This window comes from Niallia sp. FSL R7-0648 (genome assembly GCF_038007005.1).
Lineage (GTDB): Bacteria > Bacillota > Bacilli > Bacillales > Cytobacillaceae > Niallia > Niallia circulans.
The window spans coordinates 479,263-495,721 of record NZ_JBBOWE010000001.1 but is presented as its reverse complement, the minus strand read 5'-3'; the positions used below and the strand labels follow the sequence as shown (position 1 = coordinate 495,721).

At 35.0% G+C, this 16,459-nt stretch carries 16 protein-coding genes and 1 pseudogene; 3 read left to right on the top strand and 14 right to left on the bottom strand.

Features of this window, described 5'->3' with window-relative positions; translation table 11 throughout:
- Positions 1 to 123 precede the first annotated feature (123 nt).
- The 3 genes from bglX to NSQ89_RS02435 form a co-directional block, all read right to left on the bottom strand.
- Entirely contained in the window at positions 124 to 2,367 is a 2,244-nt protein-coding gene (gene bglX, locus NSQ89_RS02445) for a beta-glucosidase BglX (protein ID WP_251688648.1), read from the bottom strand.
- Positions 2,368 to 2,383: 16 nt separating this feature from the next.
- Positions 2,384 to 3,787, bottom strand: coding sequence for a sucrose-specific PTS transporter subunit IIBC (locus tag NSQ89_RS02440; protein WP_341132191.1), 1,404 nt, complete (start codon positions 3,785 to 3,787; stop codon positions 2,384 to 2,386).
- 110 nt (positions 3,788 to 3,897) lie between these two features.
- On the bottom strand, positions 3,898 to 4,734 hold the full coding sequence (locus NSQ89_RS02435) for an AraC family transcriptional regulator (RefSeq protein WP_047942830.1): 837 nt from the start codon (positions 4,732 to 4,734) through the stop codon (positions 3,898 to 3,900).
- 364 nt (positions 4,735 to 5,098) lie between these two features.
- On the opposite strand from NSQ89_RS02435, the pseudogene NSQ89_RS02430 reads away from it, so the two are divergent.
- A pseudogene (locus NSQ89_RS02430) lies at positions 5,099 to 6,078 on the top strand (aldo/keto reductase).
- A gap of 60 nt (positions 6,079 to 6,138) precedes the next feature.
- Here the strand turns inward: NSQ89_RS02430 and NSQ89_RS02425 are convergent.
- The 6 genes from NSQ89_RS02425 to NSQ89_RS02400 all read right to left on the bottom strand — a co-directional run bounded on the left by NSQ89_RS02425 (position 6,139) and on the right by NSQ89_RS02400 (position 9,404).
- Positions 6,139 to 6,837, bottom strand: coding sequence for a phosphotransferase family protein (locus NSQ89_RS02425; RefSeq protein ID WP_341132190.1), 699 nt, complete (start codon positions 6,835 to 6,837; stop codon positions 6,139 to 6,141).
- On the bottom strand, positions 6,783 to 7,043 hold the full coding sequence (locus NSQ89_RS02420; protein WP_341132189.1) for a hypothetical protein: 261 nt from the start codon (positions 7,041 to 7,043) through the stop codon (positions 6,783 to 6,785). The genes NSQ89_RS02425 and NSQ89_RS02420 overlap by 55 nt, the downstream gene beginning before the upstream one ends.
- 356 nt (positions 7,044 to 7,399) lie before the next feature.
- On the bottom strand, positions 7,400 to 7,915 hold the full coding sequence (locus tag NSQ89_RS02415) for a hypothetical protein (RefSeq protein ID WP_047942835.1): 516 nt from the start codon (positions 7,913 to 7,915) through the stop codon (positions 7,400 to 7,402).
- A gap of 167 nt (positions 7,916 to 8,082) precedes the next feature.
- On the bottom strand, positions 8,083 to 8,475 hold the full coding sequence (locus NSQ89_RS02410) for a DUF454 family protein (protein ID WP_047942837.1): 393 nt from the start codon (positions 8,473 to 8,475) through the stop codon (positions 8,083 to 8,085).
- Positions 8,476 to 8,533: 58 nt separating this feature from the next.
- Entirely contained in the window at positions 8,534 to 8,707 is a 174-nt protein-coding gene (locus tag NSQ89_RS02405; RefSeq protein ID WP_156485448.1) for a hypothetical protein, read from the bottom strand.
- 223 nt (positions 8,708 to 8,930) lie between these two features.
- Entirely contained in the window at positions 8,931 to 9,404 is a 474-nt protein-coding gene (locus NSQ89_RS02400) for a CBO0543 family protein (RefSeq protein ID WP_341132188.1), read from the bottom strand.
- A 129-nt stretch (positions 9,405 to 9,533) separates the two neighbouring features.
- Here NSQ89_RS02400 and NSQ89_RS02395 point away from each other — a divergent pair, with 129 nt between their 5' ends.
- Positions 9,534 to 9,683 (top strand): hypothetical protein, encoded by a 150-nt coding sequence (locus NSQ89_RS02395; protein ID WP_341133180.1) that lies wholly within the window; start codon positions 9,534 to 9,536, stop codon positions 9,681 to 9,683.
- Between the two features lie 235 nt (positions 9,684 to 9,918).
- Positions 9,919 to 10,092, top strand: a complete 174-nt coding sequence (locus NSQ89_RS02390; protein WP_341132187.1) for a hypothetical protein — start codon at positions 9,919 to 9,921, stop codon at positions 10,090 to 10,092.
- Between the two features lie 334 nt (positions 10,093 to 10,426).
- Here the strand turns inward: NSQ89_RS02390 and yhbH are convergent, their stop codons facing one another.
- The 5 genes from yhbH to NSQ89_RS02365 form a co-directional block, all read right to left on the bottom strand.
- Positions 10,427 to 11,602: a sporulation protein YhbH gene (yhbH, locus tag NSQ89_RS02385; RefSeq protein ID WP_047942843.1), complete on the bottom strand. Its 1,176-nt coding sequence runs from the start codon at positions 11,600 to 11,602 to the stop codon at positions 10,427 to 10,429.
- 259 nt (positions 11,603 to 11,861) lie between these two features.
- The gene (locus tag NSQ89_RS02380; protein WP_047942845.1) at positions 11,862 to 13,757 is read right to left on the bottom strand and encodes a PrkA family serine protein kinase; all 1,896 of its coding nucleotides are present in this window, start codon (positions 13,755 to 13,757) and stop codon (positions 11,862 to 11,864) included.
- A gap of 215 nt (positions 13,758 to 13,972) precedes the next feature.
- A complete protein-coding gene (nfsA, locus tag NSQ89_RS02375; protein ID WP_095320156.1) occupies positions 13,973 to 14,728 on the bottom strand; it encodes an oxygen-insensitive NADPH nitroreductase in 756 nt (251 codons plus the stop codon).
- Positions 14,729 to 14,937: 209 nt separating this feature from the next.
- On the bottom strand, positions 14,938 to 15,411 hold the full coding sequence (trmL, locus tag NSQ89_RS02370; RefSeq protein WP_095320213.1) for a tRNA (uridine(34)/cytosine(34)/5-carboxymethylaminomethyluridine(34)-2'-O)-methyltransferase TrmL: 474 nt from the start codon (positions 15,409 to 15,411) through the stop codon (positions 14,938 to 14,940).
- An 80-nt stretch (positions 15,412 to 15,491) separates the two neighbouring features.
- On the bottom strand, positions 15,492 to 16,370 hold the full coding sequence (locus NSQ89_RS02365) for an amidase domain-containing protein (protein WP_328282858.1): 879 nt from the start codon (positions 16,368 to 16,370) through the stop codon (positions 15,492 to 15,494).
- Between the last annotated feature and the right edge of the window lie 89 nt (positions 16,371 to 16,459).

The following is a 16,459-nucleotide window of genomic DNA, read 5'->3' as shown; positions in this document are numbered from 1 at the left end:
TCTTTCTTAATAGCAGTGAATTTATACATAAAAATAAGGAAAGGTGAATTTGAGTACTTCAAATTCACCTTTCTCATTATTATATTCCAGCCTTAGACTCATTGCATTTCTATATAAATTCATTTAGCTTGTTTGAATTAATTCAAAACTTTCTTTTAAAGGTAAATCTTCACTACTAGAACCGATATAAACATCAAATTGACCAGGCTCGCTAGCAAAGCTTAAATCACTTCGATAAATATTCAATTGCTCCTCTGTAATTGTAAATGAGATTGTTTTCACTTCGCCTTTTCTAATAAATACCTTTTTGAAGTCTTTTAGTACCTTTACTGGTCTAGCAGTACTGCCAAACTGGTCTCTTATGTAAAGCTGCACAATCTCATAACCGTCATAATCCCCAGTATTTTCAACCTCAACTGTTATAATTAATTCATCATGGCTATTTTGCCTTATTAACTTTTTATTAAGTGAGACAGAGTTATACTGATAAGTTGTATAAGATAATCCATAGCCAAAAGAGAATAATGGTTTATTAGATTCATCAATATATCGTGAAGCAAAGCGATAAAAAGCATTTTCTGGCAGATCTGGTCTCCCTGTGTTTAACTCATTATAATAGATTGGTATTTGTCCAACACTCCTTGGGAAAGACATCGACAGCTTTCCTGATGGATTACTTATCCCATAGAGAATATTCGCTAAGGCCTTACCTCCCATAATACCAGGAAACCAAGCCTGTATAAGAGCATCTGAGTGTTTTTCTACATCAGTTAAAATTAAAGGACGCCCACTATAAATGATAGTAATTATTTGTTTATTTAATTTTTTTATAGCTTCGAATAATTTTTGTTGAGGTTTAGGTAATGTAATCTCTGTACGTGATCCACCTTCACCACTCTGAAAAATACTTTCACCTAATGCTAGTATTACAATTTCAGAGTCCTTTGCTAAGTTAACAGCTTCTTCTATTAATTCATCATTACTTATTCTTTCATTTGGAATTTTATCTTCAAATTTTCCAAGTAAGTGTGCAGTTTCCTTCTCTATTAAATGTGATCCTCTGCAAAAGGGATTCTTATTATTCCCTAAAATCTCGTTTATCCCATCTTTCAGTGTAATAGTGTCATTTATATCGCCTTTTATAGCCCACATACCAAGTGTTGATTTTTCATCGTGATATGGTCCAATAATTGCAGCCTTTTTGCCCTTTTCTAATGGCAAGACACCATTATTCTTTAATAAAACAATCGATTCCTCACTTAACATTAAAGCAGTCTTTTTATGCTCAGAACATAAGATACTAGAGTTTTCTGCTGATCTTTCTTTTAATCCTCTATATGGATCTTCGAATAAGCCCAGATCATTTTTCAAGGATAAAATCCTATAAACTGCTTTATTTAGTAAATCCATCATTTGCTCATTGTTATTAACAATTGCACCTAATTCATTAGCAAAAACCGATGTTTTCATATCAATATCTACTGTTGCTTTTAATGCTAGCTGCGCTGCTTCTTTTGGTCCATTAGCATATCCATGAGTAATTAATTCCTCAACAGCTGCATAATCTGAAATAAGTACTCCCGCGAATTTAAATTCATCTCTTAATATCATTTTATTTAACCACTCGTTACCGGTTGAAGGTACGCCATTTAAAGTATTGAATGCCGTCATAACAAGCTTAACTTTTGCTTTTACTGCCGATAAGTAACTCGGTAAATATACCTCCCGCAATGTATGCTCAGACATATCTACTGCATTGTACTCACGCCCTGCTATAGGAGCTCCATATGCTGCAAAGTGTTTAACACATCCAGCAATTTTATCTTTCGGTATTTTTTGCTCGGAATTACCTTGAAGTCCTTTTATTACTCTTTCTGCAAATAATTCCGCCATAAGCGTATCTTCTCCAGGAGATTCCATAACACGGCCCCATCTTGGATCTCTTACAATATCAACCATAGGAGAAAATGTAACGTGTAATCCTTCTTCATAGGATTCCTTAGCACTAATGGAAGCTGCTTCTTCTATTAAATCAAAGTTCCAACTACAAGTTTGTGCCAATGGAATGGGAAAGATAGTTCTAAATCCATATATAATATCTGCCATAAAAAGCAAAGGGATTTTATGGCCTGAGTTTTCTAAATATTTCTCTTGAATTTTAATTATTTCATGAGCATTAGTAATATTTAAGATTGATCCTGTATGATAAATATTATAATTTTCATTTAATCCTAATTTTTTTATTGGACCAGTTATCGTTTCTTCCGTTTCATTAGTAAAAAAATCTCCAGTTAATTGCACAAGTTGACCGATTTTTTCCTCAACGGACAGAGAATCGATTAAAGCCATAACTTCATTTTTTTGCATCGATACTCCCTCCTTATTATTTTGTTTTTGGGTGATCTTTATATCCAAAAAGATAGGTAAGAATAAATGCCACACCAAACCCGATTAGGGATACTAATAAATATCCAAAAATTTGACTATTCAGAAATAGCAAAGTCCCTGGAATAGCTGTGATAGACATTCCTGTGGCTGATAAGTGCATTAACCCAGCTACAAATCCACCAGCAGCACCCCCTATTAATCCCATAATAAAAGGCTTCCCGTATCTTAATGTAACACCAAAAATAGCTGGCTCAGTAATTCCTAGTAATGCAGACATAGTGGAGGGATATGCAATAGCCTTAGTTTTCACATTTTTTGATTTAACCGCGACTGCAAATGCTGCTCCTGCTTGAGCACAGATCGAAGCAGTACTTATCGGGTTAACCAAATTTTTTCCTGTATCAGCAAGCATTTGGATTTCAATTAAATTAAGAGGATGGTGCAATCCTGTTATAACGATTATTTGATTAATCCCACCATAAATTAAACCACCAATACCAAATGGTAATTCTAAAACATATGTTACTGCATGTAATAATAATAATTCTACTTCATGAAAAACAGGGCCAATTAAGAAAAACGCTAAAACTATCATGATTAATAAAGTGAAGAACGGAGATAAAATTAAATCAAGAGCACTCGGCACTCTTTTTCTAATAAATCCTTCCACCTTTGCTCCCAAAGCCCCAACAATAAATGCAGGAAGAACAGAACCTTGATAGCCTGCAACTTTTATAATTCCGAAAAATTTTAAAGGCTCTGCTACATTTTGTGCAACATCCCATGATGTGGGCAGACTTGGATGTACAAGCATTAGCCCTAACAGAATTCCTAATAATTGCGAACCTCCAAATACTTTGAAAGCAGACCAACAAACTAATACAGGAAGAAATGCAAAAGCAGTATCTGTTAATATTTGAGTAAACTTAATAAAATTATCTGAAATATGGTCTGGCGTTAAACCAAATACTGCGAGGATATCAGGTTGTAAAATCAATCCTCTTACACCCATAAATAACCCAGTAGCTACCAATGCCGGTATAATTGGCACGAATACATCTCCGAACAAACGTATCATTCTTAAAAAGATATTATCATCTTTATCTGAAGCAATCTCTTTCAATTCAGACTTTGTTGTTCCCGATACGCCTTCTTGCAACATCGCATCATAAACATGATTTACTGTACCCGTTCCAAAAATAATTTGATATTGACCAGAAGTAAAGAAGAAACCTTTAGCAAAATCAATATTTTCAATCAATTCATCATCAATTATATCCCTATCTTTTACAATTAATCTTAGCCTAGTAGCACAATGAGCCATCGAAATAATGTTGTCAGTCCCACCAATACCACGTATTACTTCTTGAGCAATATTTTTATAATTTTTTTTACTCATTTCTCCCCCTCATTTCTGTTTATTAATTATCAAAAACACGTGTAATTTAGCTAACCACACAAACAAGGATAACAGGAATACGTTTACATTACGTTGCATTTTCTTACTAATTAAGGGTCATTTTTTGACCTTTTATAGTATTTGGGATTAATATTCATGGTTGATCGAAAATAGTTTCTAAATGATTTTACATTTGAAAAACCTGATTCATAGGCAATTTGTGTAATGGTTTTATCTGTTGTATTCATAAGCTCAATTGCTTTTTCTAAACAAAGATTTCTTTTAAAATCTATGAAAGTCTGTCCAGTTATTGTATGAAATAATCGAGAGAGATACGCTTCAGAATATCCACAGGCATTGGCAATTTCTTTTAAGCTAGGATTATCTTTATAGTTATTTTTGAGATGCCTTATTACAATTTCAAGCTGCTTCAATTTTAATTGTTTGCGATTATTATCTTCACATTTCCCATTAGCTCCAGAGGAAAAATTTGTTACCAACAAATATTTTAGATGAAGTATTTTACTCTGTTCCAATAAGTAGTCATATTCGTTCGTCGATACATGGTATTCTATAATTTCAGTTATTATTTTCCTAGTATAGTCTATTACTTGCGCATCATATTTGTTTTCGCAAGTGCTTAAATGAATCGATTTATTTTCTTCTTCAAGAAAATTTCCAGGAAACTGAATGATGCATACATTATTATGAGTTATACTTTGGGTAGAATGTGGGGTATTAGAATTGATTAATAGCAAATCTCCCTTTCCCAGGGTAACAATTTTTCCTTCATACCAGACTTTTAGCTTTCCTTCTACACAATAAATTAGTTCAGGACTATCATGCCAATGCATAGGGATAATTCTTTCTGTATCTTTGGCTTTGAATGAGAAAAATTTTATTGTTTTTTTCTGATTTATTTCAATATATTCATATAGTTCACCCATCAGTAATTTATCCTTTCGCCCCTATTAAATATTTTCCATACATTATAGCAGATTAATAAAATGATGGAATTTAAAATAGTTAGTGCATTAATAAAATTTATTCATAGTTTTTTTATTTAAAATGGAATAAAATATATTTTTTGTTCGTATAGCTCATACCGTTTTTTATAAAAAAATATGTCATTTATAACCTTTATCCTTCTATTCCATAGTACAATTCATTACGAACCATATGGTAATTTTAACTAACCACTTTTCTAAATTATTAACTCCTCCACTAATGTATTCCCTTACAAACTAAATTCATTTCTCTCGCATAATGAATAGCCCCTCTTTTATAATAAAACAAAAGGAGGAGTAGCAAATGGATTATGTTAAATTAGGATCTACTGGTTTAGAAGTCTCTCGTCTTTGTCTTGGTTGTATGAGTTATGGGGAACCCGATCGTGGCGGCCATGCATGGACATTAACAGAAAATGATAGTCGTCCCTTTATCAAAAAGGCATTAGAGCTTGGCATTAACTTTTTTGACACAGCTAACGTCTACTCTGATGGTTCAAGTGAAGAAATAGTAGGAAGGGCATTGCGTGATTTTGCTAATCGTGATGAGGTCGTTCTTGCTACAAAGGTACACGGAAGAATGCGTCCAGGTGCTAATGGAGCTGGTCTTTCCCGCAAAGCAATTATGAGTGAAATTGACAATAGTTTAAAAAGACTGGGCACCGACTATGTTGATCTCTATCAAATACATAGATGGGATTATGAGACACCTATTGAAGAAACAATGGAAGCATTACATGATATTGTCAAAGCTGGCAAAGCCCGCTACATTGGTGCATCCTCCATGTTTGCATGGCAATTTTTAAAAGCAAATCATGTAGCAGAGAAAAATGGCTGGACTCGTTTTGTTTCCATGCAAAATTACTTAAATCTGCTCTACCGGGAAGAAGAACGAGAAATGCTTCCCCTCTGCAAAGAAGAGGGGATTGGAATCATCCCTTGGAGCCCGATGGCACGCGGCCGCTTAACTAGAGATTGGGAAGAAACAAGTACGCGTAAAGAAACAGATGCCTTTGCAAAAACATTATACTCCCACACAGAAGCAGCAGACCGTCAAGTAGTCGAGCGAGTGAAAGCAATAGCAGAAAACGCGGTGTGCCTCGTGCCCAAGTTGCCCTTGCATGGGTTTTACAAAAAGAGCCTGTTACTGCTCCAATTATTGGTGCAACGAAACTGCATCATCTAGAAGATGCGGTTGCTGCACTTTCTTTACAATTGTCACAAGAAGAAATCGCTAGCTTAGAAGAACCATATGTCCCACATCCAGTTCTAGGGTTCAAATAATTTTTTTAACCGGGCGTAACCATTAATGTTCGTCCGGTTATTTTAAAAAAGGGAAAAAAATTAGTTTTCTCCCATTAAAGCGAAAGATAAGCTAATTTTCCCCTCTTGATAAAGTTCCCAGTCTTTTTTATCTATACTGTAGATAAGCAAGGTTACTGTCGTAAATATTGCTTTAAACTGAGCGAGTTTCAACGAAGTATCATCTACTTCGCCATAGTTAGTGAAAAATTGTTTTCTCCCTTCAGAAGGGCACAGACTGTAGGCAATCGATAAATCCACGGCAGGATGACCAATATGCGTATCTCCCCAATCAATAATTCCCGTTAATTCCTTTTTTTCATTAATAAGCATATTACGAATATGGAGATCACCATGTGTAAGGACATGAACAGTTGGGACTTCTATATGGGTTAATTTTTTCGCATAGTCTTCTGCTAAATGGAATAAAGGTATATCTTCATGCATACGCAGCTGCTTAATCGAATCGATTAAGCGGGATTTTCTTTTATCAATATGAAGTCGATCAAATTCATCGTATGGAACAAGCTTGAATTGCTTGGTGGAGAAAGAATGCAATTTTTTCAAGAAGCTTCCTAATTGCTCTGCCATCTGTATTCTTTCCTTATTCGTTAAACCTTCTGGAGTATTTCCTGGTAAATACTCATATCCTATAAAAATTCGCGGAAAGGCCCGGCTGGCTGACCCTATATATATCGGCTTAGGTATGGGGATAGGCAGCTGATCTGCAATAATCCGCATAGCTCCCATTCACTTGTTAAAAGCTTCACCGCTATTTCTCTTCTTGGGAAACGAAACGTATAACAATCGTTAACGAGAAGAATTGTATTATCAAACCCCTCCCCTATTTCTCTAATAGAATGAACACTAATTGGAAACTGTTCCTCCAATAATTGAGCAGCTTTCTCCTTTGTTATGGTGTATTCGGGGTCCCATATATTTGGCATTAGACTCCCTCCTTTCTAATCATTTTAATGATAAACAAAAATAAAGCCAACCAAAGAATAAAACTATTCTTTGATCGGCTTCGTCATAGAAGGATAAGAGGACTTAAATGGTCTTCAACCACCATTGCAATAATTGGTAAACGGTAAAGGGTAAACGAGTAATGGGTTAGTGGTCATTGGTTTAGCCAGCACCATGTAAACGTACCTTTGTACACAAAAAGAGAAATCCTTCTATCCTTGAATAGGAGTCTCACCTATTCAAGGCAATAATAGATAAGTAAGTTTGAGTTCCTTTCGCGCATTTTCAAGATAGGAGCAGCAATTTTGCTGCCTGCCCGTTAAGCATGCTATAAAAATTAAAAATATTTTTCCCCATCAAATTCTAGCTCAATTTGATAGTTTTTACTGTTAATTAAATTGGATAAACGGTTTGCTTTTCGTTCACATTCTAAGCTTTTTAAACGATAATCCTCTGGTTCAAAGGTGGCTACCTTCATTAGTTGGACTGTTTCACTATAAGAATAGACGTATTCTTCCTTTTCCGCTGCCGCAAACTCTTTATATTTTCGGGCTTTTGCGCGGAGCTGTGTCGCCAGTTCAATTGCTTCCACAATGGTGATATTTGTATTTTCAAAGCTTATTTCGTTTTCGATATTGGCACTATACATTAATTTATCAAGCAATCGATAATCAGTGCGTACTTCTTCTAGCTCTTGCTCAACATCAAGGATTGTTCGTGTTTGCTTCGGAATAGGCTTGCCTGCTTCTACTTGTACAAATGCAACTCTATCCATTTCCTCTTCTAGTTCATGAATTCGCTTAGAAAGGACACTTTTTAATTTAACTGCTTCTGCTTGTGAAATTTTATTCATCTTTACCTCCAATAGGAAATGTTAGTGTGACTGGGGAATTATCTTGAGGCTATTAATTGGAAATTACTAGAATCCTATTTTACTATTAAACAAGTATTTTTTTCAACTATTAACCTATAAGAACAAAAAAAAGGATTCCTTAAAAAAGGTCATCCACTGTTTTTTTCTTATTCTTTTATGATTACTTCCGGTTCCTCTTTTTTCGTCTTTATGATAAACATTGAAATGGCTTGAACAATCGCAATACAGCCCAGCATGATTCGAGTATAAAAATGATCTACAAGAATAGCGCTGATAGCTAAGCAGCTATAGCACGTGATAATGATTTTGATTTTCTGCTTTTTCGTCAATGCGCCTTTACGAAATCCTTTCACATAGTCACGATAGAACGTTGTAGAACGAAACCATTTATTAATACGCTCAGAACCTCGTGTATAGAAAAAGGATGTTAATAATAAAAAAGGTGTAGTTGGCAGCAAAGGTAAAAAGGCTCCAATTATTCCTAAAACCAAAAAAACTGTCCCTAGAAAAATATAGATCCATCGATAAACAGGCTTCATCTTTTGCTCCCTTCCTACCCTTTTTAAGCAACATTCCATTTCATAAACGGCCAAATTCCTAACGTCTTTTTCTTTTCACCCCTCTAACAACATCTCTTAAACCAAACAGAAGCATAATTACACCAGAGGATAAAAACTCCACACGGAAGATATCCGTATCAAGTACTCCTGCTGCATAAAGAACAATTCCAATGACATTAATTAACAGAATGATATTTACGATTTTTGTCATTTGCTTTCCTTTCTTAGGATTAACTTCTATCCTAATCACGTACAGTATGTAATTACTATTATTGAATGAAACAATCTACGTTACACTATTCTACTTCGCCATTTTACAATAAAAAGAAGGAAATAACTATGTTTTCTTTTAAAATGGGATAGAAAGATTTAGTCTGTCTCCAATATTTTCCCCTTGTTTGTAAGTACATAAACTTTAGAGAAAGCAAATTAGCTCATTTTGTCAAAAAGTTCTTTTTCCTTAACATTTCGATAACGAATCTTGTTATTAATGACTTAAGAATTATGCTTAGAAAAGAATAGTACCATTTCCACCACTTATTCCATTCAATTAATTTTGTCTTATTTTCAGCCCATAATTCAATAATAAAAAAGGGAAGTGTAAAAAAAATCAATTTATAGAAAATAGCAAAGGGTTTATCTCTCTTCGTTAATTGATTATAGAAAACAGTAAATGTCGGATAAATTAAGAAATCAAATAATATATGTATATTAAATATCGTCGGCAGAAAGCGAACTGGATATCTAATTACTTTATGAGATGTTAAAAGCATATCAAGCAAACCATTGGTAATAGCATTATACACAAACACAATAATCCAATCTCTAATTGGGGGTTTTCTATATAAAATCGGCAGCAGGATCAATAAATTCCCGATAAGTAATCCATTTAAAAATCGTTTCTCCATTTTATTTTTCTCCTTAAATACCACCTCAGCATTAATATGCGCTTCCTTAAGCGGTTTATTCGATACTTTTGAATTATGTATTAGTTACAAAGGTAAATGGAATACTAAACCGTAAAGGTGGTGGATGTAATGGATTTCCCAACGATACAAACAAACTTCTGGGATGCTGTCATCGCAGTCCCTGTAGTGATGATTATGACACAATTACTGAAAATGATGATAAAGATACCGAAAAAATATGTTCCGACCATCGCCCTAGCTTTGTGTATGGTAATGTAAAAGGTAATACCTCTTTATAAGCCTCACCACTTAGAAAAGAGTAATTATTGTCCCCTTCATGAAATTCAGGAATAGCTCGCATTGTAGCAATAAAATAATGACTCGTCATTTTTCCACTTCTTTCTCAAGAATTAATTTAATATCGAGTAAAATCTAATCTTTTTTAATATTTGCTAGTATTGTATTATATCAATTACCAAACGGTAAACTATCTACTTAGGAATAGGGGATGAAAATGAATAGATTTTCTCTTGCTACTATATTAACAATTTTTATTCTGATTTTATTTATGATGGATATGATTACCGATAGACTTTTTGTCATAGCCTTTATCCCTTTGAGTATTTGGATGCTATTTATCGGTGTCTCTGCATTAAAAAAAACATTAAAAAGTAGAAAACACGGTTGAAGAAGATACAAACAAGCTTAAATAAGAAAACGCAAAAATATTCCTTTTTACTCTTTCTTACTAGTCATGCTGTACAAAGAGAGTAGTTTCTCTAAGTTTTAATTTTTGTAAAAGTAAAGACTTGTATCCATCATTAAATTTTGTATCATTTAGGCTTGTTAAACCTACTTAAATACCACTTTGTCAAAAGTATCTAATATTTCACCCTGTATATAAGGGTCAAACGAGAGTGTGCTCTTAAGAAAATAAGTTGTTAAAACACGGACATCCTATTTCATCACACTTGTCCGATCAAAAAAAACACAACCCATTTAATGAGTTGTGCTTCTATTCTTTATGCGTACATCTGTCCCTCTTCCTCTTTCCGGAAGAAACTTGCCATAGCATTAAACACATCGGCTTTTTGTCTTAGTAAGTAGTAGCGGAATCTTTCATCTTGAATATTTTTGTAGGCAGACATGAGCGTACTGTGGCGATTGTATTGGTTCACTTCCCCATAGCCAAACATATTGGATACTTCCATCAGCTCTTCTACTAGCTTGACACATCGAGCATTATCAGACGTTAAATTGTCTCCGTCTGAAAAATGGAAGGGATAAATATTAAATCTGCCTGGGTCATACTTATCATTAATCAATTCCAATGCTTTTCGGTAAACAGAGGAACAAATCGTACCACCGCTTTCTCCTTTAGAAAAGAAATCTTCTTCCGACACAACTTTTGCCTCCGTGTGATGGGCAATAAATTCTATTTCTACTGTTTCATATTTGGTGCGAAGAAATCTCGTCATCCAGAAGAAAAAGCTTCTTGCCATATACTTTTCCCACAAGCCCATCGAGCCGCTCGTATCCATCATCGCAAGGACAACTGCTTTGGACTCTGGTTTTTGCACTTCGTTCCACGTCTTGAATTTTAAATCCTCGGGATAAATGGGATGAAATGCTGGTTTCCCAGACATGGCATTGCGCTTAAATGCTGAGATCATTGTTTTTTTCTTATCAATATTACCCATTAAGCCTACTTTTCTAATATCATTAAATTCAATATTTTCCACAACAATTTGATCTTGTTCTTTTCGTTTTAAATTCGGCAATTCTAATTGCTTAAATAGAGCTTCTTCTAATTCCATTAAAGAGACCTCTGCCTCAAAATAATCTTCTCCTGCTTGATCTCCTGCTCCTTGCCCTTTTCCTGGGCCTTTTTGATTTCCAGAACCATCGCGTGCGACCACATCGCCAACTTGACTGTCTCCATTCCCTTGCCCAATATGTTTGTTTTTATCGTAATTATATCGAATCTTGTATTCATCTAATGAACGAATAGGAATTTTCACTACTTCTCGCCCATTTGACATGACGATGTTTTCTTCTGTAATTAAATCAGGGAGGTTATTTTTAATGGCCTCCTGCACCTTTTCCTGATGTCGCTGTTGATCATCGTGGCCTTTGCGATGGAGGGACCAATTTTCTTGGGATATTACAAACTGATGTTTATTTTGCTTTTCGGTCATTTTACCCCTCCTAAAAAATTTTTTCTACGTTTTGTGCACATATAAAGTCCTCTGCGCATACACTAATTTGGGTATCACTCTATCTAAATAAAGTGATTACTCTATCATATGCAGTTGCCTTAAATAATTTACTAATAATTTCGATAATTTTACTTTTTTTAGAAATAGCTTTAGACATGCTCCATCTATTCACTTATTCTATCTTTAAGCCAAAAGAGGAACAGACGCCTTTTAGCCTGTTCCTCCTTGACCAATTTAATTAACGATTTAATAAGCTTCCTACATAACGCAGCAACTCGTTTGCTGATGTGGAATTATAGCCATGTTCATCGATAAGACGTGCAACCACTTCATTTACTTTCTTCAATTGCTGTTCATCTGGTGTCTTAGTAGATGTAGTAATTTTTACAACATCTTTCAGATCTGCGAATAACTTCTTCTGGATGGCTTCCCGTAAGCGATCATGAGAGTTATAATCAAATCGTTTTCCTTTTCTTGCATAGGCAGAAATGCGAATCAGGATTTCTTCACGGAAAGATTTCTTTGCATTTTCGGAGATACCAATTTGCTCTTCAATCGAACGCATTAGTTTTTCATCTGGATTGATCGGCTCACCAGTTAATGGGTCACGAAGCTTATTTTTATTGCAATAGGCTTCTACATTATCTAAATAGTTATCCATTAACGTTTTAGCTGACTCTTCATACGAATAAACAAATGCCTTTTGTACTTCTTTCTTCGCAATTTCATCATATTCCTTCCGTGCTAAGGAAATGCAATTTAAATACTTTTCTTTTAATTCATTCGTAATAGAAGAATGCTGATCCAAGCCTTCTTTTATGGATAAAAGCACATCTAATGCATTGATGCTTGTAACATCCTTGCGAATAATGGTAGAAGAAATCCGGTTAATCACATAACGCGGGTCAATGCCACTCATTCCTTCATCCCCATATTCATTTTGCAGTTCCTTTAAATCAGCCGAACTAAAGCCTTCTACACTTTCGCCATCATATAGACGCATTTTTTTCACTAGATCAATATCACCTTTTTTAGGCTCCTTTAATCTAGTTAAAATAGTAAAGATAGCGGCTATCTTTAAAGTGTGTGGGGCAATATGAACATCGGCAACATCACTTTCGCGAATCATTTTCTCATAGATTCTTTCCTCTTCTGATGCTTTTAAATTATATGGAACTGGCATGACAATAATCCGGGAATGCAGTGCTTCATTCTTTTTATTGGAAATAAAGGAGCGATATTCCGTTTCATTTGTATGGGCGACAATCAACTCATCAGCAGAAATGAGAGCAAACCTTCCCGCTTTAAAGTTTCCTTCTTGTGTTAAGGATAATAAATGCCATAAGAATTTCTCATCGCATTTTAACATCTCCTGGAACTCCATCATCCCTCGGTTTGCCTTATTCAGCTCGCCATCGAAACGATAGGCTCTTGGATCTGATTCAGATCCATATTCAGCAATTGTCGAGAAATCAATACTTCCCGTTAAGTCAGCAATATCTTGGGATTTCGGATCAGATGGACTAAAGGTTCCTATTCCAGTTCGCTTATCTTCTGAGAAAAATACTCTTTCGACGATTACATCTTCGATTTTTCCATTATATTCTTCCTGAAGTCTCATCATATTAAGTGGTGATAAGTTTCCTTCAATGCGGATTCCATATTCATCATAAAAATCTTTTCTTAGACTATGTGGGATCATATGAAGTGGATCTTCATGCATTGGGCAGCCTTTAATCGCATATACCGCTCCACGATCCGTGTACGTATAGGCTTCTAAGCCTCTTTTTAACATGGTTACCAATGTAGATTTTCCACCACTGACTGGACCCATTAATAATAAAATACGTTTCCTTACATCTAAACGCTTAGCAGCTGGATGGAAATATTCCTCTACTAATCTTTCTAACGGCTCTTCTAAACCAAAGAGCTGATCAGAGAAAAATTTATATTGTTTTTTTCCATTTACTTCATCAATACCTGCATCTTTAATCATGTTATAAACCCTTGAATGCGCGGATTGACCAACCCATGGCTTTTCCTTCAATATTTCTAGGTATTCTTCAAATGTCCCTTCCCACTTCAACAACTCTTCTTCTTGTCTATGCATCTCGATTTTCTTTAATATACTCATATGGACCTCCCCTGTCACTTTATCAGAGACGATTAATATAATCTATGCACCAGCGAATACGAACATGCTTAAAAGAGGGAATAGTTTTTTTAGTGAAGCGAACTAATTGGAGGAAAAACCTTTTCTTTGTAGGAAAAATGCTGTCTTATAATCACTAATTTCTTATTTTACTAATAAAAAACAGCATCGGTATACTTCCGACACTGTTTTTTTGTTTATTTCAAATCAAATTTTTTCTGCTGCACAAACTCCTTCATATACATACGCGATTTATGCTCAAAATGAGCAGCCATTTGCGCAGTCCACGTATCCGATCTTGCTCCATTTGTTCTTTCCTGATAATAAGCTGTGATTTCTTCATTATATTCCTGTAGTCCTTTTTTATATTGTGCATCATCCTGCTCATATTGATCTTCATGATAAATATGATGAAAAGGAGCTCTAGGCTTTTTCTCTGTTTGTTGGTCTGGATAACCTACAACTAAAGCAAATAATGGCAGTACATGATCAGGCGTTTTCAATAGCTGACTTACTTCCACTAAATTATTGCGAATACCACCTATATAACAAATACCAAGTCCTAATGATTCTGCAGCAATGGCCATATTTTGCGAAGCAAGCGCAGCATCAATAAGGCTTACCATAAACTTTTCCGTGCTTTCAATGGAGTCCTGAGCGGCTTCCTTCTTTCCTTCCATTTCAGCAGCAACTGTATGACGATATAAATCAGCACAGAAAATAAATAAATGACCATTATTCTCTACGTATTGCTGATTTCCAGCTAAGGATGCTAGTTTTTTCTTTTTCTCCTTATCCTTTACCCCAATAATACTATATGCTTGTACAAAGCTAGAGGTAGAAGCACTTTGCGCAGCTTCAACAAGGAGACGAATTTGCTCTTGTGTTAACTCCTCATCTGTAAATTTTCTAACAGAATGATGATTGAGTATGGTTTCGATTGTTTGATTCATGAGATCTTCTCCTTTGTTTTTTCTTATTGTCTCCCAAAATTACTGATAGTAACTATATCCTATATAATATACCAATAATCTTTCTGACCAAAAGAATTAGCCTGCTTGCTAAACTAGGTGCCTTTTCTCACTGTAATTCCAAAAAATAAACAAGTATACGTAGAATCTTCGTATACTTGTTTCGATTTATCCAGTTTTCTGGTTTCATTTTATTTTAAATGAGCGAAGTTTTGCTGCCTTAAAGCCTCATAAATAAGGACAGCTGCTGTATTCGAAAGATTGTAGGAAAGAATATTGTCCGTCATTGGAATTCGTAACGTTTTATTTACATTATTCTGAATGACTTCTTCAGGGAGACCTGTTGTTTCACTTCCGAAAATAAAATAATGCTCTTTATTTAGCGTACTGTAATCGAAGGAGTCATAGGGAGATTCCCCTGCCTTCGTCACATAGTAAAAAGCTCCACCTTCATTTTTATCGTAAAATTCCTCTAAAGAGTCATAATAATAAATCTTAACAAACTCCCAATAATCTAAGCCGGCTCTCTTTAACGCTTTATCCTCCATAGAAAATCCAAATGGACGAATTAAATGAAGCACCGTGTCTGTTCCCGCACATGTTCTGGCAATATTGCCTGTATTGGAAGGGATTTGTGGTTGGTATAAAACAATATGTATTGCCAAGTTTGTCACCTCTAAACTGTTACTTTCCGTTCCATTATACACTTTGTGAAAAGGAAATGCGAAAGAGATATGTCTCCTTTTTATCCATCGATAATCGTAAAAAATTTGTATTTAATATTCGGTGTATAAGCTGTCGAATCTTCATATTTCCAGTAACGCATGCGACTATTATACGTATGCGCATTTACTAATGGCTCGCCATTCGCATCTTTCCCTGTAACAATCGTTGTATGATTATATTTCCCATCGCCTTCAAAATCATAGCAAATGACATCTCCAAGTTTTAACTCCATGGCACTATCCACCCGCTTTGCCCGCAATCCAGCAGTAGAGGTTTCTAAGTATCTTGGGAACGCATTCGCTACGGCCCAGCTATAACTCCAATTGTTATTTTGCATCCACCAGCCTTTATTTCGATTAGGATAGCCTCTCATTGGTGCCCCGCCTTCATGCACACACTGAGATATATAATTGGTGCAATCTACTTCAAATTGATGGTATTTCGGATTATAGCTATTCCACCATTTTTCTGCATATTGAACAGCCTTTAAACGATCATACTTATAGCGGCTCTCTCTTTCTATTGTTTCTCCCCATTCTTCCGCTAATGGCACCTCTCGATAGTCTTCTGGATAAGCTGGCAGAATCTCTGTATCTTCAATTATTACCCCCTTGAAAACAACAGCTTTTCGATTTTCGACCTCTTCTTCAATCAAAAAAAGCTCGCCCTGCTTGATAAAATATTGAAAATGAACAGAATACACTAATTCTTCTGTCTCATCCGCCTTTTTTTCCATATCTTCAATTTTCCCTTTCGCCTTCACATGAACAATTTCAGCCTTTCTTTTATGCATACTATTTCTTTTTCTCTCTAATTTTTCATCCACTACTGCTTCCCTATCCTTTGTAACACATTGCTGAATCCTTTTCTCGATTAACTCCATTAATTGTTGTCTCATTCCATCTACTCCCTTCATTAATAACTATGTTAAAGCAGAGTAGAAGTGTACAAAAAAAGAAGGCATTGCTAGCCTTCTTTTTTCATCTC